Genomic DNA, 26,679 nt, shown 5'->3' with positions numbered 1-26,679 from the left:
CTCCTAGACAGTGATATCGATCAAGCTATCCGTTTTCATCGATACAGCATTCGGCAGTACTGATCCTCGATCACGCCAGGGGATTGTCCCCCGCGCGTACTCAATGGTGGGAGATGGTCGAAACCCGTTCCCCTCAAAGTTCCAATGGCGAAGGTCCAACCCGACCTGGACGCCCAGACCGGAGACGGGGATCCCCTGCTTGTCGAGGGCGGTCCTGAGGCGACCCAGATCGCTCGCCAACAGATCACCCGCAATATGACTTTGGGCCTTGATGGCTGCTACGATCCCTCCCTCCTTCCACGAGATATCGATCAGCAGCTCGCCGAGCGCTTTGGGATGAAGGTGGAGATGCACCTGGCCTCCCTCGTTTCGCAGGCTCATTCTGGCCGCCTCAGCCACCTGCTCAGCCACCTGATCGACGAGCGATCCGGTATGCATGGGCGGTGCGGCAGATCCTGCACGAGGCCCCTCCACCCTCGGCCCGGCGACGAGCGTGAAATCGGCGCCGATCTGTCGCCCGTCGCCAGGCGGAGACGACGAGTGACCAGACGAATGACTCCCACCCTCCGGGTCAGAGGTCGACCCGTCCTGCTGCATGTCTTGTGTGGCCTCGATCCTCGGCGATCCTTGCGGCAGTGCCGCTCGGTCGCTGGTCGCCCGTCCCATCTGTACCCGTTCGGGAGATCTCTCACCCTCGAACACCTCAGACCCAACTACCTCCGATGAATCGGATGGCGTCGAGAACAGAGCTCCTGCGTGTTGAGGGAGAGACGAGCGACCTGCGGTCTCCTCGGATGACGCGACTACAGCCCTCGCATGGCCTTCTAGCGAGGTCACCATCGGTGGCAGGCCGCCGACCTGTTCTATTACCCGATCTCCATTCGAGCGGCTGGTGCCGTCTTGAACCCCCGTTGCTGAGGTCATGCGAGGAGGTGGCGAAAGGTTCACCCGTCCCGGCATGACACTCGACGTTGCCCCCTCCTCCGGGAGGTCCGGCTTCGCATGAGTCGAGATGTTCTCTTTGAGGGAATCCGACTTGATGGGCGAAGCCGTAATGGCAGCCTCTTCCGGCTGTAGGCGCGTCCCGATCTCGGTGGGGATGGTTGTCGGTGAGTCGGTCGGCTGATCTGAAGGGGCATCGGTGGGCTCCTGCGTCACGTGCGCTCCTGGAGGCGGCAGTACGACGGTAGCCCGTGGCTCGGAGCTGGGAGTGGTTTCTGGCTGCTCGATCCGGATGGCCTCCATAGCACCTCTGAACGGCGTGACCGGCTGTCTCACTGTACGAGGATCGCTGGTCTCCGCGTCGACGGGCCCTAGCGTCACGCTGGCTCCTGGAGGCGGCAGTACGACGGTAGCCCGTGGCTCGGAGCTGGGAGTGGTTTCTGGCTGCTCGATCCGGACGGCCTCCATAGCACCTCTGAACGGCGTGACCGGCTGTCTCACTGTACGAGGATCGCTGGTCTCCGCGTCGACGGGCCCTAGCGTCACGTGCGTTCCTGAGGGCAACGGCCGAGGCTGCAGTGTCACGACAGAAGCCTCAGCCTGTTGGGTGGCGGCTTCTATCCGTAAAAGAGACCCGATCTCGACAGGGATGGCTGCCGGTGAGTCGGTTGGCTGCTCCACCCTGAATAACGTACTCGGAAGATTGTCGGCAGGCTCAGGCGTCTGGCGCGCTCCCTGGGGAGAGAGCGAAGGTGACAGCGCGGCAACCTGCAGAGTGGTCTCGACTGGAGGCGTTGCGACTATGGTCGAGGTGGGGAGGTCCACGACGCGGTCGAGACCGGGGACGGCTAAGACCTGCGTTTCCTGCTGAGGCCGGCCGAGTGCGGCAATGAGAATAGCCAAGGCGGGGTCGATACTGCGGTCCGCCTGGTCCTTTCCATCGCTGACGCCGGATAACCCCTGGTCCACTGTCCGAGTCGTCACGGCTTCAGCAGCGTCGCTCACGCCGATGAGATCTTCTGAAACGGTCCCATCGACCGCCTGAGCTACAGCACTGATCCCCATTGCTTGCTCGAATAACAACAGGAAATCTGATACCCCCTGCGAAGAAGCAGTTTCCGCCGGAATATCTTGAAACACGCCAGATGTAACCTGACCGGCGATCCCAAGCGGTATCATGGCGTCTCCTCACCAGCCTTTCCCTGGCCGGCGGTCTGGTCCAATCTGGCCTCCTGGAGACGCTCACTCAGTTCTCTTGCTTTTTGCCCGTTCATCACCGTCAGCACTCTCGAGGCCTGTCGATCCTTCATCGAGGCGAGCACTTCCACCGCCATGTTTTTCTCCAGCTTGCTCAAAATCGACGCCGCAGCCTCTGGTTCCATTCCCTCGTATAGCTTGGCCAGCTTTTTGATCCCGGCTTCTCGTCGGGCATTCCGCTCCTTTGCGAGCTTCGCGCCGGAGGCCTTCAGCTCTGCAAGCCACTTCTCCTCGACTGCGTTCTCTTCCTTCCGCTTGCGGATCTGCTCCTCCAGCCGCAGCAACTCCGCCCGCTTTTCTGCAAGCAGCTTCTCCTGCCGATCGGCGGCGGCCGATCCTTCAACTCGGTTTAGGACAGGCTTCTCTGAACCGCCTGGGGGTGACGGTGAGGGCAGCCCCATCGAGACAGCGGTCTGTTCTGACGGCTTCGATACGCTCACCATAGGATTCTGTGACGCCGGCTGAACCAAAGGTTTCTCCTCCGGCGATGGGGAAGGAGTCTGACCTCCAGGCGTGGGGTCCGTCGCCGGAGCCTGGTCTGACCCCTGTGGAGCTGACTGCTGATCGCTGATCGCTGACTGTTCATTATGTTCAGAGACAGCCTCCTGATGGCGGAAGCGTGGGAGAATGCCATGCTGCAGGACGCCGGTGAGGTAGGCGGAAAGTAGCAGCATCGCCACGAAGTATCCGGCATACTGTACGATCCGACCCTTCATGAGACAGACCCTCTGACGCTATGCGTCGCCCACCGTCCGCCCGCTGCCTCATCGATCTCGGCCTGTTGCTCTCTGGCGATCTCACCGTGAAACGCTTTCATCTTCCGCTTCTTGAGGTGTGCGATGGCCTGTTCTTCTTTGGAGCGCTCCAGCAATACCTGCCGAAGCCTGACCGCCTCCGCAGTTTCCGTGACAAGCGTCGCCTCAAGCGCCTTGATCCGCTCCCCGATGCCCAGCAGGTAGGCGCGGCGGACCGGCAACGTTGATAGTCCGGATTGGGCGTTGCTCTGTCCCACCGCCAACTCAGCCAGCGCCTCCGCCTCGGCCTCTCTGAGCTTTGCCAGCCGTTCGCGCAACGCCCGGCAGCTCCGCTGCCGCTCTGCCAATTCGGCCTCCGCTTGATCCACCTTCGCCTCCCTGACGGCGAGAACCGATTGAAGGGAAAACCTAAATCGCTTCATCCTGCCCGTCCTCTGCTATGCGACCACCTGGGTCGCTGGAGATCCGGTCTTAGCCAATGATGCAGCCGCCAGATACGACGCCTCCAACCTGGGGTCCGGCCGCTTACGCCGTGGCGTCTCCTCAGCGACGACCTCCGGCGCAAACAGGGTCAACAACTGCTCCACCGTCCTGGGGAAGTCCGCGCGTTCGTCGGGCGATTGCCGGAGGAACCCCTCGATCTGCGCCATGTGCCGTAAGGCTTCATCCACCTTCGAACTACTGCCGGAGACGTATGCCCCGATATTGATCAGGTCCTGAGCCTGCCGATGGGCCGCGAGCAACTCCTTGAGCCTGGCAGCCGCGCTTCTCACCTCCCGTGACGCCACAACCGGCATCAACCGACTGACGCTCCCGAGGAAATCGACCGGTGGGTAGTGATTCCGCTCGGCCAGTTCCCTGGTGAGAACAATGTGACCATCCAGGATGGCCCGGGCATGATCGGCAACCGGCTCGTTCATGTCGTCCCCTTCGACAAGAATCGTATAGAGTCCTGTGATGCTCCCGCCATGATCGGCGGTACCAGCTCGTTCCAGGAGCCCAGGCAACAGGGCAAATGCCGAAGGCGGATACCCTCGCGTTGTCGGGGGCTCTCCAACCGACAGGCCGATCTCCCGCTGAGCCAGCGCGAATCGCGTAAGACTATCCATCATCAGGAGCACGTGCTTCCCCTGATCCCGGAAATATTCGGCAATGGCCGTCGCAACATACGCCGCCTGCCGGCGCAGCAGGGATGGCTCATTGGAGGTAGCCACCACCACGACCGAGCGCTTCAGTCCATCCTCCCCCAGTTCCTTCGTGATGAACTCCCGGACCTCACGTCCCCGCTCACCCACGAGGGCGATGACATTGACGTCGGCCTCGGTGTAGCGAGCGATCATGCCAAGAAGGGTGCTCTTCCCAACGCCGCTGCCGGCGAAGATGCCTACGCGCTGTCCCTTGCCGCATGTAAGCAACCCATCGATCACCCGGATCCCCGTCGGCAGAGGCTCTGCGATAGGAGCGCGCGTCATGGGTGAAGGCGGATGACGGTGAACGGAACAACGAGCCTCGACCTCCAGTGGTGCCTTGGCGTCGATGGGGCGGCCCAACCCGTTGATTACCCGACCCAACATTGAGTGTCCCACCGGGACCTCGAACGGACGACCGACCGCTACCACCTCGCTCCCTGGGCGGATCCCCTGAATCTCACCAAGCGGCATCAAAAGCAGGGTCTCCGCGCGAAAACCCACCACCTCCGCCCAGACATCATAGCGCCCTGCCGAGCGAATGCGGCACAACTCACCGATAAATGCCTCCTGCCCAACCGCCTCCACTACCAGCCCGACCACCTTGGTCACCTTCCCAAGGGATCGAATGAGATCGGCCTTAGCCATGCGGGCACGCTCAAGACCCCAATCGAATCGAGCGTCGCTCATGAGATCTGGTCCCTCCCGAGCAGGTGAGCCGCCTCCTGGAGCTGGCTCTCCAGGCGCGCGTCAATGAGACCGCTCTCGACCTCTACCACGCAACCCCCGGACGCGATCGCGGGATCCGAGATAAGCCGGGCCGACTCCAGCGACCCCAGCAATTCCCCCCGATGCTCGGCCAGCAATTCGTAGTCGCTAGGGTTGACTCGGACGGCCATGACCTTCCGGCTCCCGGCAGCCTCCAAGGCGGCCCTGACGATCGGGACGGCCGCGTCCGGACGCGCCGCGAGCTCGGACCGGAGTACCCGCTCCGCGACCGCAATAGCGAGATCGATCAACTCTCCTTCGGCATTCGTGATGACGGTCTGGCGGGCAGACTCAACCTGTCGGCAGGTCTCCTGAAGCATCGCCTCCAGCGGCTCGATTCGACGCCGCATCTCGGCCATCGCTTCTTGCTGACCCTTCGTGCGCCCCTCTCGGTAGGCCTCTCGTTCGATCTGTTGCGCTACCTCACGAGCCGTGAGCAAGATCGCCTCAGCCTCGCGCTCGGCCGCGCGGGTCGATTCATGCCCCAATGCGAGTGAGGAGCGCTCTACCACTGACGCTCTTCGAGCTCCCTGGCGCGGCACCTGTGGCAACTCTTCAAATGAGACCGGCGCCCATCCACCCTCTCCGGCCATGACGATCTTAGACAATGATCTCCTCCTCCGCACCCCCACCGCGCCCCTGGACAATGATCTCGCCCGCCTCCTCGAGGCGGCGCACGATCCCAACAATCTTCTGCTGGGCCGACTCCACATCCCGGAGCTTGACCGCCCCCAGATACTCGACCTCCTCCTTGAGCAGAGCGCCCGCCCGCTCCGACATGTTCTTGAAGATCTTCTCCGCTACCTCCTGGCCGGCGGCCTTCATCGCAAGGGCCAACTCCTTCTGCTCCACCTCCTTGAGGACGCGCTGGATGCCACGGTCATCCACCAGCACCACATCATCGAAGGTAAACATCAGCTTACGGATCTCGTCCGCCATGGAGGGATCGCTCTCCTGTAGGACCTGAAACACACCGCGTTCGCTGTTTCGGTCCATGGAGTTCAGGATCTCCGCCACCTGTTTGATCCCGCCGCTGATGGAGACCTCCTGATTGAGCACGGAGGAGAGACGGTGATCCAGAATCTGCTCGATCTCGCCAATCACCTCGGGGTTCGTCTTGTCCATGTTGGCAATCCGCATGACTACATCCGTTCTGACCTCCTGCGGCAGGCCTCCCAGCACGCTGGCCGACGCCTTCGGATCCAGGTGGGAGAGAACAACAGCGATGGTTTGCGGGTGCTCCTGCCGGACCGAGTCCAGCAGGAACCGGGGGTCTACCTTCTTGAGGGTGGTGAAAAAGGTGGCCCCCTTCAGGCCCTGGAGGCGCTCGATGATCACCGAGGCCTTATTCTTGCCGAGGGCCTTTTCAAGGACATCCTGCGCATAGCGGATCCCGCCGGTGGACATGTACTCCTGCGCGCGAGCCATCTGCTGGAACTCCTCGATCACCGCGGCCGAGGCCTTCGCGGAGACACTCTTCATTCGGGTGATCTCGCTGGTAATCGCCTCGATCTCCTCGTCTTCGAGCTGTTTAAAGATCTGGGCGGCGGACTCGACCCCGAGCGTCAGCAGCAGCACGGCGGCCTTCTGGGGGCCACTCAGTGTCTCAAAGGAGGTGGTCATAGCGGCTTCTTCACCACCCAGGCCCGGACGAGTTGAGCCACATCATTCGGTCTGGTACGGGCCAGTTCCATCAGCCCCTGCCTGAGCGGATCATCTGAGGCGGCACCGAGGGCAGGAGCTTGAGGTGATTCTCCGATGGCGGTGGCACTCGGCTGCGACATCGAGAACACCTGCGGCGCCTCGATGGCGGGCGAACGGCGTCCCTTGAGCGCCCGGATCAGCGGACGCAGGACGAAGAGCAGGGCGAGGAGGACACCGATGGCCGTCAGGGCCTGCGTTGCCAATGAGTACCAGAAGGCTTTACGCTCCGCCTCTTCCATAAGAGCCTGTTCCTTTTCCATAGCCGACGTGTCGAAGGGAAATTCCACCACCTCAACCTCGTCCCCCCGAGACGCGTTGAATCCGACAGCGTTTTTCACGGCCACCTTGATCTTTTCAAGCTCTTCAGGCTTCCTGGAAACGTAATCCTTCCGCTCGCCACCCTTCCCGTCCGCAACAGCCTTGGTTCGCCCGTCCACCATGACCGCCACTGAGACCCGCTTCAACTGTCCCGGCGAGAAGACCTTCCGCTCAAAGACCTTGCTGACATCATACTGGACGGTCTCAGCTTCCTTGGTCGACTTGGCGGTGTTTTGACCCGACGTGGGCTGCGCAGCGATCTCACCGGGGACGTTCGAGGCGGCCCCTGTCACCGCTGCCGGCGTCGTCGAAGAGCTGTTTTGGGTCTCCGTCGTCCGCTGTTCGCTCTTGATCACGCCGTGTGGGTCGAATCGTTCCTCTGTCCGCTCCACACTGGTAAAGTCCATCTGAGCGGCGACTCGCACCGTAGCCTTATTCGGACCGAGGATCTCGTCAAGCATGGTTCGGACGCGGCGCTCCAACTCGGCTTCGACGCCCGCCTGCGTCTCGAGCTGCCCGCTGCCGGTCAGGCTGAGCCCGTTCTCAGCCGGTCTCGCAATCAACTTCCCCGACGTATCGATTACCGTCACTCGATCGGGATTAAGCCCCTCCACCGAGCTCGAGACCAGATGCACGATCCCCCTGACCTGCTCCGGCGTCAGGCGCGCACCGGGGCGAAGATTCAGGACGATTGAGGCGGTCGCGGGCTTTTCCTGCTCGGTGAAGACGGAAGGCTGGGGGAGGGCCAGATGGACGCGGGCAGCCGTCACCTCCTTGAGCTGTCCGATCGTCCGAGCAAGCTCGCCTTGGAGTGCGCGCTGATAGTTCAGCCGTTGGACGAAATCGGTCGTCCCCAGTGTCGTGCGATCAAAGATCTCAAAACCCACCCCTCCGCCTTGCGGCAAACCGCGGGTCGCCAAGTGGAGCCGAGTCTCGTGAACGACGCCGGACGGGACCAGGATCCTGGTCCCTCCATCAACGACCCGGTAGGGCACCTTGCCGCTTTTCAACTCTTCGACGATCGCGCCCGCGTCGGAGGGATTCAACTGTGAGAACAGGGTGGCCATATCAGGTCGGTGGGTAGAGAAGGTGGTCCAGAGAAGCGCGGCAAGAACGCCGACGCCCACCAGCGCCACCAGCGCCCGCCCGGGCAGGCCTAGCCCTGCCCATACCTGCTTGAGCGACTCGACAATCTTTGTGATAGCGTCAGGCATCCGATGTCAGGTAGCACGGCAGTGCGCGCGCCCCCGCCTCCTCATCTACACCTGCATCCGCATGATCTCTTGGTACGCCTCAACCACCTTGTTCCGGACCTGGAGCATGAGTTGAAAGGAGATATGGGCCTTCTCGATCGTAATCAATGTAGTCGCGAGATCACTGGAATGTCCCTTGGCCACCTGCTCTACGAGGGCATCGGCCTCATGCTGCAACTGGCTGGTCTGAGCCACAGCCTCCTGCAAGAGACCGGCGAACGAGCCTTCGCTACCGACGCCGGCTTTGGGTCCAGGCGGGACGAACGACCCCTGGCTCGGCCCTACCGGCAGGATCGGATTGCTTGCCATCCTTTGACTCCTTTAACCACCAGTGATCAGCCTTCAGCGGTAGCTGATGGGCTCATAGCTGATCGCTGCTTCTCACCGCCCGATCTCCAGCGTCTTCGTCACCATATTCTTCGCGATCTGGATCGCCGAAACATTCGCTTCGTAGGCGCGGGACGCCGAGACCAGATCCACCATCTCCATCACCGGGTTGATATTGGGCATCGCGACATACCCCTTGGCATCGGCATCAGGGTGTGACGGATTGTAGACCTGATTGGGAAGCGTCTGACTCTCGACGATCTTCAGCACCTCGACGCCGCCAGGCGTGGCGCCGGCATTCAAGAGCCCCTCGAAGGCGGAGGCCTCGCGCGCACCAAGCACAACTCCCTTCCGGCGGTATGGCCCACCGGATGGGGTGTGTGTCACTTCGGCATTGGCCAGGTTCTCGGCGATGAGGTTCATCCGGAGTCGCTCGGCCGCCAAGGCCGTCGCGCTGATTTCCATCGATGCGAAGATCGATCCCATATCGCTTCCTCCTTACCCGCCCCGTACAGCGGTCCGTAGGAAATTCATTCGTGAGTTCAAGATCTGGATCATGGCATTGTGCCACAGCGCATTCTCCGCCATCTTCTCCATCTGGCGATCGAGATCGACCCCGTTGCCGTCGTACCGCCCTGCGCCGGCGGCTGAATCAGCCACCACGGTGGCCCTGACGATGGAGGCAGGAGAGTCGCCAGCCTCCGACGCCAGCCTGAGCTCTTCGCCGAAGTTCACCTCCATCGGGCGATAGCCCGGCGTATCGATATTCGCGATATTCCGGGAGAGGACCTGGTGCCGTAAGGACGCCGCCCGGATCATCTCGCCCAACAGCCTTGAAGTCTCATCGAACAGTAGTTGCATCTGTCATCCTTTCGTCCGAAGGGTCAGCGCCCCTCACGATAACAGAGGGAGCAGCAAAGGGCGTGCCATGACGGAAGTCAGCGTTCTTATGAGCTTTCCCGGACAGAGGCCGTAGAGGCGGCAAGATCTCGGCCCGCGATGGGCAAAATTTTCCCCTCTTCTCGATAGTCCCGCAGCTTGTTCCGAATCGTTCGAACGCTCACGCCGAGAATTTCCGCCGTCCTCATCCGATTCCCGCCGACCTTGGCCAGCGTCTCCAGGATCAGTTGTTTCTCCATGGCGCGAAATGAGCCGTCGGCCACATTCGGGATCTGATCGGTGGTCGGCAAGTCGATCACATGCTCCAGCAGCAGATCGGAGGGCTCGAGGCGAGTTCGATTACACAGGAGGATCGACCGATGGATGCAACTCTCCAACTCGCGCACGTTGCCCGGCCACGACCATTCCTCCAGTCGCTTGATCGCCGCAGATGAGATCTCTCGCACCGGGCTTCCTGATAGGTTCCTGTAGTGCATCAGAAAATGTCGCGCCAGAAGCGGGATATCGCCTTTCCGCTCGCGCAGCGGCGGAAGGACAACCGGGACAACCGCCAGACGGTAGTAGAGATCCTGGCGAAACCGCCCCTGGCGAATTTCCTCCTTGAGATCCCGATTGGTGGTCGCAACCACGCGAATGTCGATCTCGACCGGCCGCGATCCGCCGATCCGATCGATGGTCCGCTCTTGCAGCGCCCGGAGCAGCTTCGCCTGCAGCGTCGCCGACATCTCACTGATCTCGTCCAGCAGGAGGGTGCCGCGATCAGCCGCCTCAAACTTCCCCACGCGACGGGTGATCGCGCCTGTAAAGGCGCCACGCTCGTAGCCAAACAGCTCACTCTCCAGCAACGACTCCGGAATCGCCGCACAGTTGACCGCCACAAAGGGGCCTTGGGACCTCTTGCTCCACAGATGCGCCTGACGAGCGAACAGTTCCTTGCCTGTGCCGCTCTCGCCCCGGAGAAGGATCGACGCCGAGTCATCCGCCACCCGTTTGAGGGTGGTGAGTAGACTCAGGATCTTGGGATCACGGCTGACGATGGTCGACGCAGGTCCGTCGGCTGGATGAGGCGTCTCAGCGCCGAGCGCCCGCTCCAGGATCTCTTCGACCCGCTGTGCGGAAAACGGCTTCATGAGGAAGTCAAAGGCCCCCTCCTTCATCGCCTGGACGGCCGTCTCCACCGATCCGTACGCCGTGATCAAGACGACGCGTGGGGGGGACTCGATCGCCGTGATCTGCTTGAGCAGTTCCAGCCCGTCCATCCTGGGCATCCGGATATCCGCAAAGATCAGCGGGGCGGGGGTGCGCTTAAACTGCAGCAGGGCATCCTCCCCATCGCAGGCCATCACGCTTTCAAACCCCTTCCGCCGGATCGTCTCAGAGAGGGCGGTCCGCACCAGGGGCTCATCGTCCACCACCAGGACACGAGGCTTCATATCAGATTCCTCCTTGGGCGGACGCCATAGCCTGGCACCGACTCCTAAACAGGATGCGGAAGGTGGTCCCTTTCCCCACTCGGCTTTCCAGGCTTACCCTGGCCCCGTGTCGTTCCAGGATCCGTTCGACAATGGCCAAGCCAAGCCCTGCACCTTTCGGCTTTGTGGTGAAGAACGGCAGGAATATCTTCTCCAGATTCGCTTCGCTAATGCCGCACCCACTATCGGACACCTTGACCTCCACGAACTCACCTCCATTCATGCCGCCGTGTTTAGGGCGACATCTGGTCGGTTGACCGTCTGCTGTGGTGTGGCCTCCAACCGATACAGGGGACTCGCCCTCTGGGCCCCTGGTGCTGATCCTGAGTGTGCCACCCGACGGCATCGCCTGAACGGCATTGAGGATGAGGTTCAGGAGAACCTGTTTCAACAGCTCCCGGTCTCCATCGATCTCAAGGGGGCCTGAGTGATGGAGTCTGATCAGATCGATTTGCCGCTCCTTGAGAGCGTACAATGCCGTGCTGAGCGCCTCCTCGATGACCCTATGCAGATCGAGCGGCTTCAAGCAGGGCTTGACAGGTCTGGTGAAGGCCAACAGGTTGGTCAAGATGGTGTTGACGGACGCGACGCCTGCCTGGATACCCTGGGCCAGATGGCTTGTCCGGGCATCGGCCTGGGTCTCCTCGGCAAGAAGCGTAGCCAGCAACTCGATCGAGGCCAGTGGATTCCTGATCCCGTGGGCAAGCGTGACCGCCATTTCCTCCAACCCGGCCTGGGCGGTCGATCGCCGTCGCCGCTCCTCCATCCATTTCCGCTTCGAGATGTCATCGAAGATCAACAGGGTGTCCAGCACCTTCCCTCCTTCGTCGCGGATCGGCGATGCGGTGATCTCAGCCTCCAGAATGTACCCATCTTTTCTTATGATCCGCCCCTCTCTGTGGCCGTCATGTCCCTCCCCGGTAAGTCCGTGGAGGAGGACCGCCGCATCCTCACCCAGGAGGCGATCGGCCTGTCCGCCCAATGCCTCGGCAGCCGTGAAACCGGTCAGCCGTTCCGCTCCTCCGCTCCAGAGCGTAATCTGACCGGCAGCATCGACGGCAACGATCCCTTTCTCAATACTCGTGAGGAGGTTCGAGAGGTAGCGGCGAATCCTAGTGTTCTCATGCAGGCTCTGGGTTAGACGGAGGTTGGTGTCATTCAATTCGAGGTTGAGGACCGCCACCTGCTCTCGAAGAGTAGCGTAGGCCTGTTCGAGTCGCTCAGCCACCCCCGTAAAGCCTTGAAAGGCATCGCGGATCTGGACGGAGACGGCATCGATCGAGAGGTCTGAGCTGATAGAGCTGTGGGTCATGCGTGTCTCCTGCCTCGGCAGCGCTGGGGTACTGCGGCCCTCAGGCAGCGGCCAGGATCTGATCGAGCTTCTTCTTAAGAGTCTCGGCGTCGAACGGCTTGACGATGTAATTGCTGACCCCAGCCGAGAGCGCGATCATAATATTCTCTCGCTCCGCTACCGTCGTAATCATCAAGATCGGCAGGTCCTTGTGCTGATCCTTCGAGCGGATGGCCTTCGCGAACTCGATGCCGTTCATCTCCGGCATGTTCCAGTCGGTGATGACCAGATCGATTGGGTTGTCCGCTAGACAGGCCAGGCCCTCTACCCCATTACCTGCCTCTACGGCATCGTCATAGCCGGCGAACTTGAGATTATTCCGGACGATCCGGCGCATCGTCGCAGAGTCGTCCACGATCAACACTCGCATTTTCTGGCATCCTCCCGGTTCTGGCTGAACGATGGGTTGATAGGCGCCTGATCCCCTACTCTTCGTACGTCGATATTCATGTCTCACGTTCTAAGACCCGAAACATAGTGAAGCAAGCAGAGTGCCAAACGTGAGACGGCCAAAATTGCCACATGCAGGTCGCAATGTGTATCAAACGGGCACGATTCAAAAGGGATTATGGAAGGGTTGAGAGCCGCACAGTGAGGCCGGCGGTCAGGATCTGGCCGTAGGCAGAGCGGTATGGCTGGAACTTATCGAAAGTAAGCTGGGTAGAGAGAAGGAATAAATTTTAGCCGGGGCGGAAAGAAGCTTACCGCTCAGGGGTTCAAGCGCGATGGCAGATGGTGGAGGCTCGGAGGGGGAACGCGGCGGGAACTGTCGAAACAATCCTATCAAGTTCTGTAGACGGCGTGCCGATGATCTACCAGAGTTGCACAGCCCCACACTCACGAGACGACAAGGAGGCGCGATGCTGGCAATCATCGGAGTCGTTGTAGTCCTCGGAGCGGTTGTCGGCGGCTTCACCATGGAGGGAGGACCTCCTCTGGTCCTCATCCAGCCGGTGGAGCTGCTCATTATCGGCGGCGCCGTGATTGGCGGCCTGCTCATCGCCGTTCCACTGAAAGTCCTCAAGATCCTCATGAGCCAAGTCATCGGTATTCTCGGGTCAGGCTTGAGCAAACAGGCCTATCTGGAAGTCTTGCAGGTCATGCACGACCTCTTCACAAAGGCCAAACGGGAAGGGTTCACCGCCATCGACTCGGACCTCGTCGCCCCCGAGAAGAGCCCGATCTTCTCCAAGTATAAGGGATTCACCAAGAACCACCATGCGATGGCCTTTCTCTGCGACTCACTGCGCCTCGTGGTGGACGGGGCCGCGAATCCCGATGAACTCGACACTATTATGGAGACCGGACTGGAGACACACCATGAAGAGGGCAGCCAAACCTCGTCGATCCTGAACAAGGTCGGCGACAGCCTTCCGGGTCTTGGCATCGTTGCCGCTGTCCTCGGTATCGTCATCACCATGCAGGTGATCGACGGCCCGCCGGCGGAGATCGGACACAAGGTCGCCACCGCCCTAGTCGGCACGTTCATTGGAATCCTGCTGTCCTACGGCATTATTCAGCCGATGGCCCAGAACCTCGAGCATCAAGCGCAATGCGAGGGGAAGTACCTGGCCTGCATCAAGGCGTGCTTGGTCGCGTTTGCGCGCGGCGCGCCACCCATCGTCGCTGTTGAGTTTGGTCGGCGGGTCATCTTCAGCTACGATCGGCCATCGAACCAGGAGATGGAATCAGCCTGCAAGGGGACACCCATCAAGGAGACGGCATGAGCGACGCATCGGAGAAGGAGAACGGCGACGTACGCAAGATCGTCAAAAAGAAGGGCGGCCATGGCGGTCATCACGGCGGAGCCTGGAAGGTGGCCTATGCCGACTTCGTGACCGCGATGATGGCCCTTTTCATCGTGCTCTGGATCGTCGGACAGAGCAAGTCGGTCAAGGAAGCGGTAGCGGGTTATTTCAAGGACCCATCGAACTTCTCGAAAGGCGGCTCACCAGGAGGCATCCAGTCGAAGGGGGGTAAGGGGATCATCTCTCAAGGAGGCGATCCAGTCCCGGCTTCACGTCAGGAGCCGGAGGATACGAAAAAGCCGCCAGAGAACGACACATTGGACCGTGAACACCTCGATGGGGCGGCGGAGCAATTCAAGCAGGCCATCCAGCGCATTCCGACGCTGCAGGCCCTTCGAGACCAGATCCGAATCGAGATCACCAATGAGGGGCTTCGTGTACAGCTTATCGAAGGCAACCGTGACAGTTTTTTTGATCTCGGTTCGTCCCGTCTGAAGCCGGTCACCCGGGAGTTGCTCGCGGCAATCGCAAAGGAGGTATCCAAGCTTCCGAATCAGGTGGTCCTCGAAGGACACACCGACGCCCGTCCTTACAGTTATAACAGTAAGCCGGACTACTCGAATTGGGAACTTTCGACAGACAGGGCCAACAGTGCCAGACGCGCGATAGAAGAGGCGGGGCTACGACCGAACCAGGTAGCCAGGGTGATCGGGTACGCGGACCAGCACCTCCTGAACCCAAAGGACCCGCTCGATACCGCCAATCGCCGGATCAGCATCCTGGTACGATACCTGACGACATCGACTGGGACCACCCCCCCCACGACAGGACTCAGGATAGGCTTACCGATCAAGCCTCTTGTGGAGAGCCAGAACAGTAAGGGGTAAGAAGTGTGTGCTTAGCCCTCAGCGATCGAGGTTCGACCATCCCCCTGCGGACTATCCGAACTATGCCGGCAGTCGAACGCAAGTTTGGTTCGCAGCGTCTGCCTTGAGATGCCCAGAACCTTTGCCGCCTCTGTCTTGTTGCCGCCGACCTCCTTGAGGACTCGGTCGATATGGGCCCGTTCTACCTCGGCCAGGCTCTGGCGCGGTCCACCCTCGGCGCTCCCGCTGGTTTCGAACCTCAGGGAAGCAGGACCTGTCTGCGTCGCGGGCGCGGCAGATACGATAGGCGCGTCCGTGGCACCGGCTTCCTGAGCCCCCTCCAGACCGGCAATCTCTGGCGGCAGGTGGATCGGCTGAATGAACTCTTCCGTTTCCATCATCACCAGATAATCGACGACATTCCTGAGGTGTCGCACATTCCCTGGCCAGGCGTACCGTTCGAATCGCCGCTCGACATCCGGCGTCAATCCCAGAATCCTCTTCCCAAAGACGGCGTTGCTCGAATGGAGGAAAAAGGTAGCCAGCGGCACGATGTCGGCCCTACGCTCGCGCAGGGGAGGGAGGGCGATCCGAATCGCATTCAATCGGTAGAAAAGATCCTCCCGGAATTTCCCCTGGGCAACCAGCTCTTTGAGGTCCCGATTGCTCGCCGCCACCACCCGTACATCAACCTGAATGTCATGCACCCCCCCAACCCGTCGGAACTTCCACTCCTCGAGAAAGCGAAGAAACTTTGCCTGAAGACCCATAGCCATCTCGCCGATCTCATCCAGAAATAGCGTCCCCTGATGGGCCAGCTCGCAGAGCCCTCGCTTGGCGCCCTTTGCGTCTGTAAAGGCGCCACGTTCGTGTCCAAAGAGCTCACTCTCGAAGAGGGTCTCGTTGATGGCGGCGCAGTTGAGATCGACAAACGGATGCGCGCGGCGTGCAGACTCGTAATGGAGGGCCTTCGCTACCAGCTCCTTACCGGTCCCCGTCTCGCCTTGGAGTAAGACGATGCGGGTCGAGCTGGCGGCGGCTCGCTTCACCACCTGCCAGAGGCCCTTAGCCGCTTCCGATTTCCGAATAAATACCCCGCACCGGTACTCTCCCTCACCAACCCCGTGCAGCCGCTCGACCTCTTGACGAGTTCGCACCTCCTCCAGTACGCGATGGAGGGTCAACCGGAGCTCCTCCAAGTCAAACGGCTTACAGATATAATCGTAGGCCTGGTGCTTCATTGCCTCCACGGCGCTTCGAACCTCACCGTAGGCGGTCATGATGATGATGGGCGGACCTGAAGCCCGCTGGATCCGCTTCAAAAGCTGGATACCGTTCAGGTCTGGTAGGATCAGATCGAGCAGAATAAGATCAGGGGAGAGCCGCGCACAGATGTCAATCGTCTCGGCGCCATCGGCGGCCGTGAGCACGGTGTGACCTTCCCGCTGCAAGGCCTCAGACAGCGTCAGTCTCAGGTTCTTCTCGTCATCAACAATGAGAATAAGCGCCATCTGCGTCGCCCTCACCGCCCGTTAAGGGGTAGTCGCGCCAGGATGCTGCACCCCTGATCCGCATGAGCCCGCAACCACAATTCGCCCCCATGCTCGGCGAAGATCTGCAGCGCAAAGGCCAGCCCTGCCCCAGCTCCCTGCAACCTCGCAGACATACACGGATCAAAGAGTTGTCGTTCACGCTCCAGACCGACCACGAGAGCAGTGTCGATCACCTCCAACTCGATCATCTTCTCCTCTGGTCGATGGCGAGTCGCGACCGTCATCACACCGCCCGTCGGCATCGCCTCCTTGGCATTCTCAATGATGCGTGAGATGGCCAGCTCCACACGCGCCACGTCGATCCGGACATCCGGTAACTGCGAGTCGAGCCTTCGCAGCAACTGAATGCCCTGCGCTCGCAACCGCGGCACCGCGCGGGCTAATACTTGCTCCGCCACGCTATTCAGGTCAGTCGGAACAACCGGCCCCCGAGAGGATCGCCCAACCTCGGTCAGGCGCTTGAGGAATTGCTCCAGGCGGTTGCACTCTTCCATGATGATCTTTAAGTAGCGTTGGGTGGGATCGGATGAGCCTGTGGTGAGCCCGGTCGAACCAGCGGACCCTTCGATCAATAACTGGGCGCTGTTCAGGATCCCGGATAGTGGATTCCTGACCTCGTGAGCGAACCAACTGGAGATCTGTAAAAGGGCCGTCAGCTTCCGCAGCGCCCTATCCTGCCGGAGGAAGCGCGCCCGGACCAGGAGATCCTTGACGGTCTCCATAGAGGGGGGGAGGAGTAACAGATCAGACGCTCCGAAACGGATCGCCCGAAGCGCCATTTCGAGGCTGGGCGGAGGCAGGGCCAGGACGATTGGCGTGTCAGGTAAGGCGGTCAGGAAGTGTGGGATTACCCCCAGATCCTCTTCCTCAACCTTCGCCAGACAGAGAATCATGAGGAGGTGGGGCTTGTCCGAGAGGGTCGCCGCCGCTTCGGCGCAGTCCTCAACTACGGCGGTTTCGACCCCTTGGCACTCAAAGGCGCTTACCACCAGATCTAACGTAGATCTCGCCTCACCCAGTACCGCGACCCGATCCATCGGTTGAGTCCTGTGCTCCCACCTACCTCCTCCCGCCTCGAAGGAGAGGAGATGAATGGCCGCTATTGAACGCTGAGGTCACACAATCGCCAGGAAGAACAGGGTGGGATAATATGCTGTTAGCTGAGGCTTGTCAAGTGTGGGAGGATGCGGTAGCTGGGACGCAGAGGTCTTGCGGGGAAAGTGAAGCGAATGCCTCGACCACCTCCGGATCAAATTGAGGACCTGCACAACGACAGAGTTCTTCGACCGCCTGCTCATGCCCTCGTGACGCTCGATAGGGGCGAGTAGTCGTCATGGCGTCATAGGCGTCGACCATCGCCAAGATCCTCGCCGGCAGCGGAGTCTCCTCACCCTTTAGACCGTCAGGATAGCCACCGCCGTTCATCCACTCGTGGTGGTGCCGGACGATAACGGCCTCCTCCCGCAGGAAGCTGAACAGCGTGAGGATCTTCCAGCCGACGACGGGGTGTTCTTTCATCCGCGCGTACTCTTCCGCAGTCAGCTTACCCGGCTTCTGCAAAATAGCATCAGGGATCCCCACCTTGCCGATATCATGGAGGGCCCCGGCATACCGGACCAGATCTTCGACGTTGCTCCCCAGTCCCATCTGCCGACAGATCTGCACGGCGGTCCCGGCCACCCGCAACGAGTGGCCCTCGGTGTACGGGTCCTTCGCCTCGAGCGCCACAACCAGGGCACGCATTCCCTCAAAGACACTCGATTCGACTGTCGCGTAGAGCGAGAGATTCTCCAGCGCCACAGAGGCCTGCTGAGCGAGGATATCGAGCATCTCGCGGTCCGCCATCGAGAACGATTCGGGGTCGCGCCGATTGGCTAGCGCCATCTCGCCGACCTGCCGCCCCTTCACGATCAACGGGACGACGGATGACGCAATCTCGGAGGGGAGATCGGCGAGGCGCCAGAGCTCATCCACACTCCCCACTTCGTCGCCGGACCTCACGGTCTCACGGAAGCCCCTGCTCGCGGCGACCCTCATCCTGCCCTCAGCTTCCGAGGCGATCAGGAGCACCCCCTGCTCCGCGCCGACGCCCCACATGGCCAGTTCCAGGATAGTCCCCATGAGGCGTCCGAGGTCATGGGTTTCGCCGAGCACCTTAGCGGACCCAGCAATCAGTTGGAGGGCTCGACTTTTCCTGATCAGGATCTCCTGAGGTCGATGGCCGTTCATTCCCGCCTGTTTGGGCACCCGCTCCCCAGCCTCGTTTTCTGCAAAGCCGTGCAGTCGCTGAACACGCCGGACGAGATTTCGGATATCGTCCAGACGGAATGGCTTGAGCAGATAGTCGAAAGCGCCACGTCGGAGGGCGAACAGCGCGGTATCGAGATCAACCTGTCCTGAAATCAAGACGACCGGGATCCCGGCCGTCATGGCGCTCGACCTGTCGAGGATCTCGAGGCCAGAGGCACCAGGCATCGCGATATCGCTCAAGATAAGATGAAACGGCTCCTGGGCGATCCGCAACAGGGCTGACGCGCCATCCGGGCAGAGCGCAACCTGGCACCGCTCCGCTTCAAGGAGTGTCCCGAGAAGCTCCAACATTTCCGGATTATCCTCGGCGACCAGCACGCGCAACCCATCGGTCATAGCAAATCCCCCCTCTGAAATTAGGTCCGGCCAAGCAGTCTGGCCTTTCTCAGGATGAACTCCTCCTTCGTCAGGAGACCCATCTGATAGAGCTTCCCTAGACGCTCTAACTGGTCAAGCACCTGCTCCTCCTTCTTCGGCCCCTTGCCGGCAGGGGAAGGGGTGGGAGGGAAGAGGCCGATCTCAGCGATCGGCGCTGAAGGCCCTTCCGCCTCTGCACCTCGCGCGCTTTCCGCCCTCGCCTGTTCCAGCTCACTCTGATAGCGACGGTTTTCCCGAACCAAGCGGATCCGTTCACAAGCGTTCCGGACCGTGACTCGGACCTCCCCGATATTCAGCGGCTTGAGCATCAGGTCGTACGCGCCGGCCTCCGTTGCCTCAGCCGCCGCGTCCGGCCACGCGAATCCTGTAATCAGGATCCCGATCAGGTCACGATGCAAGCGTCTCGCTTCGCGAATGAGGTCGAGCCCCGTCATCTCCGGCATTCGGTAATCGGTAATGAGTAAGTCAAACGGGCCGGCCCGTAGCAGCGTGAGCGCCTCCATCGGATCTGGGGTAGTCGAGATCCGATACCGCTCCTCTCGCGCCAGGAGATCGCGCAGAAGCGACATGATCAGATCATCGTCATCGACGATGAGCAGCGAATACGACTCAGCCGGATTGCTGACCCTTTCGATAGCGCTCAAAGCAGGCCTCTGTGTCACGGCAACGCTCTTTTTCTACGAAGATCACCGACGCTCGTCTCTCTGATCTGCGCCTTCTCCTCCGGGTCCATTGGCGCGGGCCCACTATCCCGCGCCGCCTCTTCGAGGACGACATCGACCTCTGAAAGGGGGTTGTGCGATGGCGGAAGGTTCCTGAGTCGCTCGACCACTTGACTCACAACCCGGTCGCGGATCATGAGCCGCTTCGCCTCAGTAGAGATGATGACCTCGTCTCGGACGGCGGGTAAGCGGTCGCGATCCCCCCCCTGCTTCCGGCTGCTCCCTACTCGGCTCTTCTCGTACGCCTTCAGCATCTCAGATATCCGAACCTGATCGATTCGCATGGCGGTCTCCTTCAGGAAGCCAAGTCGATGAAGGCCGCATCGGCCGACTCGCCCACCCGGTAGCCTCCCAGTCCGCTCTTTCCGCGCTGGAGCAGGCCAAGCTCGGCAACCACCCCCTCGCGCCAAGCGAGCAGCAACGCCTCATTGGCCCTATCCAACTCCGCAATCGCTTGCCGCCGCGTCTGCTCCCGGTCTCCGTCCTGATCCACTGGAAGGGACTCGATGAGCGGCCCCCTGCGAGCGAGCAGCGTCAGCAGCCGTTCCAGATCGCCGCCCCTGATGGCCTCGCGCTGCTGCAGGGTCAGTCGTAGGATCTCGTCATACTGCTCGCTTCTTCGGTCAAGCCGATGTCGGGTGTCGTCGGAGAGAGCCATCTTACACCTTCGCCTTGAACAGCAATCCGAAGAGGTCCCGCATAACGGTTCTGAGCTTCGTCATTTCCTCCGAAGGAACCTGCCTCAGGACCTCGTTCGTATCACGATCGATCACCTTAATGATGACGCTGTGGGTCTCCCGGTCGATGACGTAGGTAAGTCCGACATTCTGGTGTGAGCCGAGGCCCTCTAAGACTTTTCTCAGATCGGGGAGGGCGACCTCCAGCGTTGCGAGAGAAGACGGTCTCGATCCGACCGCCTTTTGGCTTGCCCCTCCAGGCGGTGAAGGGACGCCGATCTCGCCTCCGGGTGACCTAACCCCAACTATCGGCTCGATTGGCTTGCTCTCGTGACCTATGTCTGTCATGACCTTCCCCCCTTCTGTTGAAGGGCCTACTACTGTAAGATGAACCGCTGCGCGCTGAGCGCGCTCAGCGCCTTTTGCAGATCCAACAATTGCTTCCGCAAGGCCGCTTCCCTGATCACCAGTCGATCCTGCAGCCTGGTGATCTGCTGGTTAATATTCTGCGCCTTCGACGTGGCAGTGGAGAGGCTGCCATCAATCAGCCCCCCACTGTTGACGAACCCATCCAGGCGGGTCATAAGTCGAGTGGCAACACCGCCCGTCGAGGCAAAGAGATCGGTCAGCCCACTGAGTTTCGTCTCAATCGCACTATCAAACTTGGTGGTATCACTGATAGAAAGGGTTCCATTCGAGGCCGCCGTTATCCCGATATCGGCTAAAAGGGCCGGATTCCCTGTCTGCACGGAACTCACCGAACTGCCGACGTCGGATCTGAGGTTCGACACCAACGACCTATACGTCATTTCGCCTGCCAACGGGCCCCTGATCACCGAATTCACCGTTGTGGATCTGGCGCCGGAGGTCGTCGCGCTGACCTGCACAAGGGTCCGCTCCCGCAAGAACGTCAACGCCTTATTGTACGCATCCAGGAACGCCTGGACGCTCGCCTTCATCGAGGTCTTATCGGCGCTGACTGTGAGCGTCATATCCGACGCCGAAAGCCCGAGCAGATTGATCGTTACCCCCGTGAGGACATCGCTTATGCTGTTGCTGCTCCGCGTCATCGCCAGGCCATCCAGCGTAAACTTGGCGTCAAGGGCGGTGTCCGCGTACAGAAACCCGCCGGCTGTCCCTGTCGAGGCGATCCCGCTGTTGAGTCCAATCGTGCTCAGCAGGGAGCCCGTCGCGTCGGCGACCCGGACCTTGTTAGCCTGGCCGGTCTGCTTGCTGGTCAACACGAGCCGGGCAGTAGTGGCGGTGTCATTGACGACAGATGCGCTGATCTTCGCACCGAGCGTCGAGTCGCTGTTGATCGTCGTAGCGAGGTTAGTGAGGATGGTGTCGTTGGTATCCCCGGCATTCAGCGTGACATTCACCGTAACGGCCGTGCCGCTCGTCGCGGGATCAGTGCCATCGTAGGTAATCTTCACGCTCTTCGTACCAATCCCCTCCGTCGTCACCACATCGGTCGCGCTCCCGGTGAGCTGTTGTGAAACGACGGTGCTCAACTTGGCGAGTTGAGACACAGAGAGCGTGTGGACCGCCGCCAAGGCCGATGGAGAGGCAGTCGCCATCGCAACGGTGGCACTGCTTGAACTCACCGCCTTGACCTGAAAGGGCGACAGCGTCCCCGCCTGGGTTAGGGCTTGAGCCTTGGATCGGAGCGCGCTCAGCGCACTCTTCAGGTCGCTGAGTGTCGCGGATCGGCGGGAGAGGGTGTTCTGGTCGGTCTGCAGCCCGGTAAGCGGTTGTTGCTCCACGGCCATGACACTTGCAACCAGGCCCTCAACATTGAGCTGAAAAACCGATGCCGGTAGAATCTCAGTAAGAGACATGGCTCACACCTTCATCAGTGGTCAGCGATCAGCACTCAACCGCTGATAGCCGAATGCTGAGGGTTGACCGCTCTCCTTCAGGGCGGTCTCCCACGCCTCCTTCAATTGTCTCAAGATATTTGATGCCTCATGAAACGACCCTGCGCTTACCGTACTCAGGCAGTATTCATACAGGCGAAACAGAGGGACTGCAATCTCCTGGTAGTCAAAGTTCAGGGCTGCAATCAGTTCAGTGATAGCCCGGCGCGCGCGTTCCGTATCGCGGCGGCCGCAGGCGGTGAGCGCTAGGTCGTACACGATCAGGATGAGTTGCATGGGGGAAGCCCCAAGAACCTGGGCGCTCTGATAGGAGGCCATCGGATTCACCGCAAAATAGACCGCCGGCAACCGATCAGGTTCCACTGAGACAGAACGCGGACTGACAGATGGTGTCATCTACGCCTCCTCTTCATTCGAAAGCCCCCCCACCCGTCCCCTCCCCCCCCTACCCAAAGGGTACGGGGGGGAGGGGTGAGGAGGGGTGCGATGTCGTAGAACACTAGCCTACTTACCTGAAGAGCGCCAGGACCTGCTGTGGCCCGCTATTCGCCTGGGTGAGCTGGGCGGTCGCCAACTGCTGCAAGATCTGGAGCCTCACGGCGTTGACCTGTTCGGCGGCTACGTCGGCATCCTGAACCCTTGATGCCGCCGCTTTCGTATTGGTGACCGCGACGGAAAGGTTATCCGAAATGCTTCGCAACCGGCTGCTCACCGATCCGACGTTCTGGATCTGCGACCTAACCGACCCGAGCGCCGTGTCCACGTAGCTCAGCGAGGTGGAGGCAAGGGCGGCGGTACTGACATCCATGCTGGCGTCCGCAAGTCCCAGGCCTGTGGTGCTCGTGGGATCGAAGTCTTGGCTGATGCTCACAAGGATGGTGTCGGTTGTCTCGCTTCCCGTCAGGACCCGCTTCCCGGTGAAGGTCCCATCGAGCAGCTTCTGTCCGTTGAAGGTGGTCGCGTCGCGCAGACGGCCGATCTCAGATGTCAGATCGTCGAGCTGCTGCTCGATGGCGGTGCGCTCATCGCTCCCGAGGTTATTCGAGGTGGCCTGAAGGATCAGGTCTCGCATATTTAGAAGGTTGTCATGGATCGACTGCATCGCGCCCTCAGCGATGGAGAGCATGTTGGTCGATGTCCCGACAGAGTCGAGGGCGGTCGCAAGGCCTCGTGCCCGCGCATTCAGTTTGCCGACAACCGAGAAGCCGGCCGGATCGTCGGCCGCTTCGTTGATCCGCTTGCCGGTCTGGAGCCGAAGCTGGGTGACGCCCAGTTGATTGCCGATGTTCTTCAAGCTGTTCAATGCATTGAAGGCTGCGATGTTGGTATTGATACGGGTCAGATCACCAATAGCCATGTTAGCTACCTCCGTGTAGCGGCAACACAATCTTGCGTTGCCTGGTGTGTGAACCGGACATCCATGCCCGGTCCGAAAAAGCGTTTACGGTTCACCGTTCGGGGTTCACAGTTCAGGGGGGCGGAGCGCGACCATCCTCAGCCATATGATGTAGGATATAGGGTGTCGGGTGTCTGGGGCTAGATGCTCGCACATCGCGTCCCACACGACAAATCCCTCCGCCTCCCCCTTTTGTAAAGGGGGGGGTCAGAGGCGTATGTCCCCCCTTTTGTAAAGGGGGGATGGGGGGATTTTGTGCTTCGTCATCCGCACTCGGCGCAGCAAGTGACGCCCCTACTTCCAGCAGCCGTCCTAGCAGCTTCAGGCGCGCTGCAATTTCCGGCGTCCCTGGCGCAAGACGCTCGGCCTCCAGCAGGGCGGCCAGCGCCTTCCTGTACTCGCCGGCCTCGATCAGGCAACAACTCAACAGGAACGGGATGCGGGCGTCGGTCCGCTCCAGCTCCCATGCCTTGCGACATAGGGCGGTCGCCTCCTGGCGGTCGCTACGGGCATCGGCGAGGCACGCGAGGGCGAAGTAGGCCATACCGGATGGCGCTCGATTTACGAGGCGGCGGTAGATCACCTCGGCCTCAGCCGGGCGGTCCAGTTTCAGCAGAGCCTGCGCCTGTAACTCTAATCCCCCGTTATCCTCTGGACAGGCTTGAAGGAATCGCTCGCATGCCGTGATCGCCTCCGCCCATCTCCCGAGCTCGGCGTAGGTCTCGGCGAGGGTGAGGTGCCCTTGCGGCATCTGCTCGAACAGCGCGGCGGCCTTCTCAAGCGCCACTGCTGCCTCCTGGGCTCGCCCCTGGAGTCGGTGAATCTTTCCCACCCCAAGGTGACCATCCGGCGAATCCTGGTCGAAGGAGAGGGCGGTCCTATAACAGTCCAGCGCCCGATTGACCTCCTTCAGCGCAAAGAGACAGTTGCCCTTGAACGACCAGGCATAGGCCTGGTTCGGCTCATAGCCCAGGACGCCATGAATGCCTCGCCCTGGTCGGTCGGCTTTCGCCAGATATAGGTCGATCTGCTGGATGGCGGCCTCGTACCGCCCAAGTTTCCCGAGGGCGATCGCTCCGGTCAGATGCGGCATCGCGTAGCCTGAGTCCTCCTTGAGCGCGAGGCAGCACTCCTGCCATGCTTCCTCGAACTGCTGCCGGTTGAGCAGGCAGGCGGCCAGGCTTCGCCGGGCTACAGACCGGTTGGTGGGTGGTAGGCCTGGGAGCGATAGGGCGGCCCGATAGCAGACAATCGCCTCATCAATCCTCCCCTCCAGGCCATAGACCTCGCCCAGATGGAAGTGGGCTAAGGGATCCTCGGGGTGATCAGCGAGTTGCTGGCGTAAAAGGCGGACGTTACGCTGTCGCTTGGCGGAGAGGTCAACCCAGAGGCCGTGGTACCCTCGGTGATGCACCTGGATTTCAGAGGGGCTCACGGTCCCACCGACCCGGGCGATCGACGGTGTGACCTGCTCGTGGCATCGCCCCTCAAATCGGATCTCCGGACGGTTCCTGAACAGGCGCGGAAAGGCGTTGATGACGGCGTGACTCGATCGCCGGTCGTTCACGGGGCTTACGATATTCAGCAGATAGGCGGTCGGACCGTCCTGGCGCAAAAGGGCACGGAGGCAACCTCGGTCCTCCTTGGCCAAGGCCTCATCCGCATCCAGCACCAGGATCCAGTCGGAGGTAGCAGATCGCAGTGAAACGTTTCGCGCGGCGGCGAAGTCGTCGCTCCACTGATGCGAGAAGATCTTGGCCCCATGCTGCCGCGCGATCTCGACGGTTCGATCGGTCGAGCCGGTATCGACAACGATGATCTCGTCGGCGACCCCCGTGACGCTCTCCAGGCAGCGGCCGAGATTCGCCTCCTCATTCTTAACGATCATGCAGAGGGAAAGGGTCGATCGCCTCGCAACCTGTAGGTGAGCCCCCTTTTGCTTATTGCGTCTCATCGACCGCTCCCTCGTCCCATTCTCCTGATCATGCGCCGCGTTTAACTTCTTGTACTTCTATCGGCGCCAGAGGATTGAGGCATGAGCGGTTTTTTGAAACGACTCAGGTAGATAGATTGAAGGCTAAAGGCTTTTAGGATACTTCAGCCTTCGGTCTTCAGCCTAAACACCTAAGCAATTACGATCTTCCATCGACGTGCGACGTGCGGGGCGAGGGGGGGTGAGGATCCGACGTGCGAGGTAACGACCTTAGCGAAGGGCAGTTCCAGTTTCTTGCCAGCTTTCTATCCGTTCAAGCTCAGGCTTCACACACTTCTCATAGCAACTCGGGCAGATATGGTGGCTGAATTGCGCCTCGGAGTGCCTGCTGATGTATCCTTCAACCTCCTGCCAGTAACTCTTGTCATCCCGGATCTTCTTGCAATAGGCACAGATCGGCAGGAGACCACGGAGACTTCTCACTTGTGACAGGGCCTCTTCCAGTTCATTGACGCGATCCGCCAAGCTCCGCTGCAACTCGACAATGCGACGCCCCACATCAACCCTGGCCCGCAATTCCTCGGGATCGAACGGCTTGATCAGATAGTCATCGGCCCCTGCATCGAGTCCCGCCACGATATCCTCACGTATTCCTTTGGCCGTGAGCAGGATGACATACATGGAGGAGATCTCTTGCGTCTGACGGATCCTCCGGCAAAGCTCAGGACCATCCATTTTCGGCATCACCCAATCGAGAATCGCGAGTGGGGGCGCCTCACTTGCCTCTAATACCTGCCAGGCCTCGGAGCCATCAGAGGTTGTGATCACCTCGTGCCCCCATCGCTTGAGCGTAGCTTCTAACAGGCGACGCGATACGAGGCTGTCTTCGGCAATCAGGATCCGCATGGCAGTATCCCTGGCCTGCCGAATGGCCACATCACCCTATTTATATTCAGTGATATCGGCAAGGATCGCGATCTGC

27 protein-coding genes are annotated in these 26,679 nt (G+C 60.8%); 2 read left to right on the top strand and 25 right to left on the bottom strand.

All coding sequences use genetic code 11. From position 1 onward, the window contains the following. Positions 1-3: 3 nt before the first annotated feature. The 13 genes from PHV01_RS01450 to PHV01_RS01390 form a co-directional block, all read right to left on the bottom strand. Entirely contained in the window at positions 4-2,121 is a 2,118-nt protein-coding gene (locus tag PHV01_RS01450) for a flagellar hook-length control protein FliK (RefSeq protein WP_337289368.1), read from the bottom strand. Beyond that, on the bottom strand, positions 2,118-2,915 hold the full coding sequence (locus PHV01_RS01445; protein ID WP_337289367.1) for a hypothetical protein: 798 nt from the start codon (positions 2,913-2,915) through the stop codon (positions 2,118-2,120). The genes PHV01_RS01450 and PHV01_RS01445 overlap by 4 nt, the downstream gene beginning before the upstream one ends. After that, positions 2,912-3,376, bottom strand: a complete 465-nt coding sequence (fliJ, locus tag PHV01_RS01440; protein ID WP_337289366.1) for a flagellar export protein FliJ — start codon at positions 3,374-3,376, stop codon at positions 2,912-2,914. Before fliJ ends, PHV01_RS01445 begins: the two co-directional genes overlap by 4 nt. A gap of 15 nt (positions 3,377-3,391) precedes the next feature. Continuing rightward, positions 3,392-4,831 (bottom strand): FliI/YscN family ATPase, encoded by a 1,440-nt coding sequence (locus tag PHV01_RS01435; RefSeq protein ID WP_337289365.1) that lies wholly within the window; start codon positions 4,829-4,831, stop codon positions 3,392-3,394. Beyond that, positions 4,828-5,517, bottom strand: coding sequence for a FliH/SctL family protein (locus PHV01_RS01430; RefSeq protein WP_337289364.1), 690 nt, complete (start codon positions 5,515-5,517; stop codon positions 4,828-4,830). Before PHV01_RS01430 ends, PHV01_RS01435 begins: the two co-directional genes overlap by 4 nt. Next, a complete protein-coding gene (gene fliG / locus PHV01_RS01425; protein WP_337289363.1) occupies positions 5,510-6,532 on the bottom strand; it encodes a flagellar motor switch protein FliG in 1,023 nt (340 codons plus the stop codon). The genes PHV01_RS01430 and fliG overlap by 8 nt, the downstream gene beginning before the upstream one ends. Continuing rightward, on the bottom strand, positions 6,529-8,145 hold the full coding sequence (fliF, locus tag PHV01_RS01420; protein ID WP_337289362.1) for a flagellar basal-body MS-ring/collar protein FliF: 1,617 nt from the start codon (positions 8,143-8,145) through the stop codon (positions 6,529-6,531). The genes fliG and fliF overlap by 4 nt, the downstream gene beginning before the upstream one ends. Positions 8,146-8,190: 45 nt before the next feature. Continuing rightward, complete coding sequence (fliE, locus tag PHV01_RS01415) at positions 8,191-8,493, bottom strand: flagellar hook-basal body complex protein FliE (protein WP_337289361.1); 303 nt, start codon at positions 8,491-8,493, stop codon at positions 8,191-8,193. A gap of 72 nt (positions 8,494-8,565) precedes the next feature. Continuing rightward, a complete protein-coding gene (gene flgC / locus PHV01_RS01410) occupies positions 8,566-8,997 on the bottom strand; it encodes a flagellar basal body rod protein FlgC (RefSeq protein WP_337289360.1) in 432 nt (143 codons plus the stop codon). A gap of 12 nt (positions 8,998-9,009) precedes the next feature. After that, the gene (gene flgB / locus PHV01_RS01405; RefSeq protein ID WP_337289359.1) at positions 9,010-9,372 is read right to left on the bottom strand and encodes a flagellar basal body rod protein FlgB; all 363 of its coding nucleotides are present in this window, start codon (positions 9,370-9,372) and stop codon (positions 9,010-9,012) included. 86 nt (positions 9,373-9,458) lie between these two features. After that, entirely contained in the window at positions 9,459-10,844 is a 1,386-nt protein-coding gene (locus PHV01_RS01400) for a sigma-54 dependent transcriptional regulator (protein ID WP_337289358.1), read from the bottom strand. A 1-nt stretch (position 10,845) separates the two neighbouring features. Then, positions 10,846-12,195, bottom strand: a complete 1,350-nt coding sequence (locus PHV01_RS01395) for an ATP-binding protein (RefSeq protein ID WP_337289357.1) — start codon at positions 12,193-12,195, stop codon at positions 10,846-10,848. 40 nt (positions 12,196-12,235) lie between these two features. Then, entirely contained in the window at positions 12,236-12,604 is a 369-nt protein-coding gene (locus PHV01_RS01390) for a response regulator (protein ID WP_337289356.1), read from the bottom strand. A 490-nt stretch (positions 12,605-13,094) separates the two neighbouring features. Here PHV01_RS01390 and motA point away from each other — a divergent pair, with 490 nt between their 5' ends. Both motA and PHV01_RS01380 read left to right on the top strand, forming a co-directional pair. Continuing rightward, a complete protein-coding gene (motA, locus tag PHV01_RS01385) occupies positions 13,095-13,961 on the top strand; it encodes a flagellar motor stator protein MotA (RefSeq protein WP_337289355.1) in 867 nt (288 codons plus the stop codon). Continuing rightward, positions 13,958-14,869, top strand: coding sequence for a flagellar motor protein MotB (locus tag PHV01_RS01380; RefSeq protein WP_337289354.1), 912 nt, complete (start codon positions 13,958-13,960; stop codon positions 14,867-14,869). The genes motA and PHV01_RS01380 overlap by 4 nt, the downstream gene beginning before the upstream one ends. 11 nt (positions 14,870-14,880) lie before the next feature. On the opposite strand, the gene PHV01_RS01375 is transcribed toward PHV01_RS01380, so the two are convergent. The 12 genes from PHV01_RS01375 to PHV01_RS01320 all read right to left on the bottom strand — a co-directional run bounded on the left by PHV01_RS01375 (position 14,881) and on the right by PHV01_RS01320 (position 26,603). Beyond that, a complete protein-coding gene (locus PHV01_RS01375; RefSeq protein ID WP_337289353.1) occupies positions 14,881-16,359 on the bottom strand; it encodes a sigma-54 dependent transcriptional regulator in 1,479 nt (492 codons plus the stop codon). Positions 16,360-16,370: 11 nt separating this feature from the next. Continuing rightward, on the bottom strand, positions 16,371-17,438 hold the full coding sequence (locus tag PHV01_RS01370) for an ATP-binding protein (protein WP_337289352.1): 1,068 nt from the start codon (positions 17,436-17,438) through the stop codon (positions 16,371-16,373). A gap of 133 nt (positions 17,439-17,571) precedes the next feature. Further along, a complete protein-coding gene (locus tag PHV01_RS01365) occupies positions 17,572-19,047 on the bottom strand; it encodes an HD domain-containing phosphohydrolase (protein WP_337289351.1) in 1,476 nt (491 codons plus the stop codon). A gap of 20 nt (positions 19,048-19,067) precedes the next feature. Beyond that, positions 19,068-19,751 carry a response regulator gene (locus PHV01_RS01360; protein WP_337289350.1) on the bottom strand — a complete coding sequence of 228 codons (684 nt, stop codon included), beginning with the start codon at positions 19,749-19,751 and terminating at the stop codon, positions 19,068-19,070. Beyond that, positions 19,748-20,095 (bottom strand): hypothetical protein, encoded by a 348-nt coding sequence (locus PHV01_RS01355; protein WP_337289349.1) that lies wholly within the window; start codon positions 20,093-20,095, stop codon positions 19,748-19,750. The genes PHV01_RS01360 and PHV01_RS01355 overlap by 4 nt, the downstream gene beginning before the upstream one ends. 11 nt (positions 20,096-20,106) lie before the next feature. Beyond that, the gene (locus PHV01_RS01350) at positions 20,107-20,469 is read right to left on the bottom strand and encodes a flagellar protein FliT (protein ID WP_337289348.1); all 363 of its coding nucleotides are present in this window, start codon (positions 20,467-20,469) and stop codon (positions 20,107-20,109) included. A 1-nt stretch (position 20,470) separates the two neighbouring features. Beyond that, a complete protein-coding gene (locus tag PHV01_RS01345) occupies positions 20,471-20,836 on the bottom strand; it encodes a flagellar protein FlaG (protein WP_337289347.1) in 366 nt (121 codons plus the stop codon). A gap of 29 nt (positions 20,837-20,865) precedes the next feature. Next, positions 20,866-22,329, bottom strand: coding sequence for a flagellar filament capping protein FliD (gene fliD, locus PHV01_RS01340; RefSeq protein ID WP_337289346.1), 1,464 nt, complete (start codon positions 22,327-22,329; stop codon positions 20,866-20,868). A gap of 21 nt (positions 22,330-22,350) precedes the next feature. Beyond that, positions 22,351-22,764 (bottom strand): flagellar export chaperone FliS, encoded by a 414-nt coding sequence (locus PHV01_RS01335; RefSeq protein ID WP_337289345.1) that lies wholly within the window; start codon positions 22,762-22,764, stop codon positions 22,351-22,353. Positions 22,765-22,876: 112 nt separating this feature from the next. After that, on the bottom strand, positions 22,877-23,725 hold the full coding sequence (locus tag PHV01_RS01330; protein WP_337289344.1) for a flagellin: 849 nt from the start codon (positions 23,723-23,725) through the stop codon (positions 22,877-22,879). A 112-nt stretch (positions 23,726-23,837) separates the two neighbouring features. Then, positions 23,838-25,718 carry a tetratricopeptide repeat protein gene (locus PHV01_RS01325; RefSeq protein WP_337289343.1) on the bottom strand — a complete coding sequence of 627 codons (1,881 nt, stop codon included), beginning with the start codon at positions 25,716-25,718 and terminating at the stop codon, positions 23,838-23,840. Between the two features lie 249 nt (positions 25,719-25,967). Next, positions 25,968-26,603: a response regulator transcription factor gene (locus PHV01_RS01320; protein ID WP_337289342.1), complete on the bottom strand. Its 636-nt coding sequence runs from the start codon at positions 26,601-26,603 to the stop codon at positions 25,968-25,970. Positions 26,604-26,679 lie beyond the last annotated feature (76 nt).

Origin of the sequence: Candidatus Methylomirabilis sp. (genome assembly GCF_028716865.1) — a bacterium.
Taxonomy (GTDB): Bacteria; Methylomirabilota; Methylomirabilia; order Methylomirabilales; family Methylomirabilaceae; genus Methylomirabilis.
This window is presented reverse-complemented; position numbering and strand designations above follow the sequence as displayed.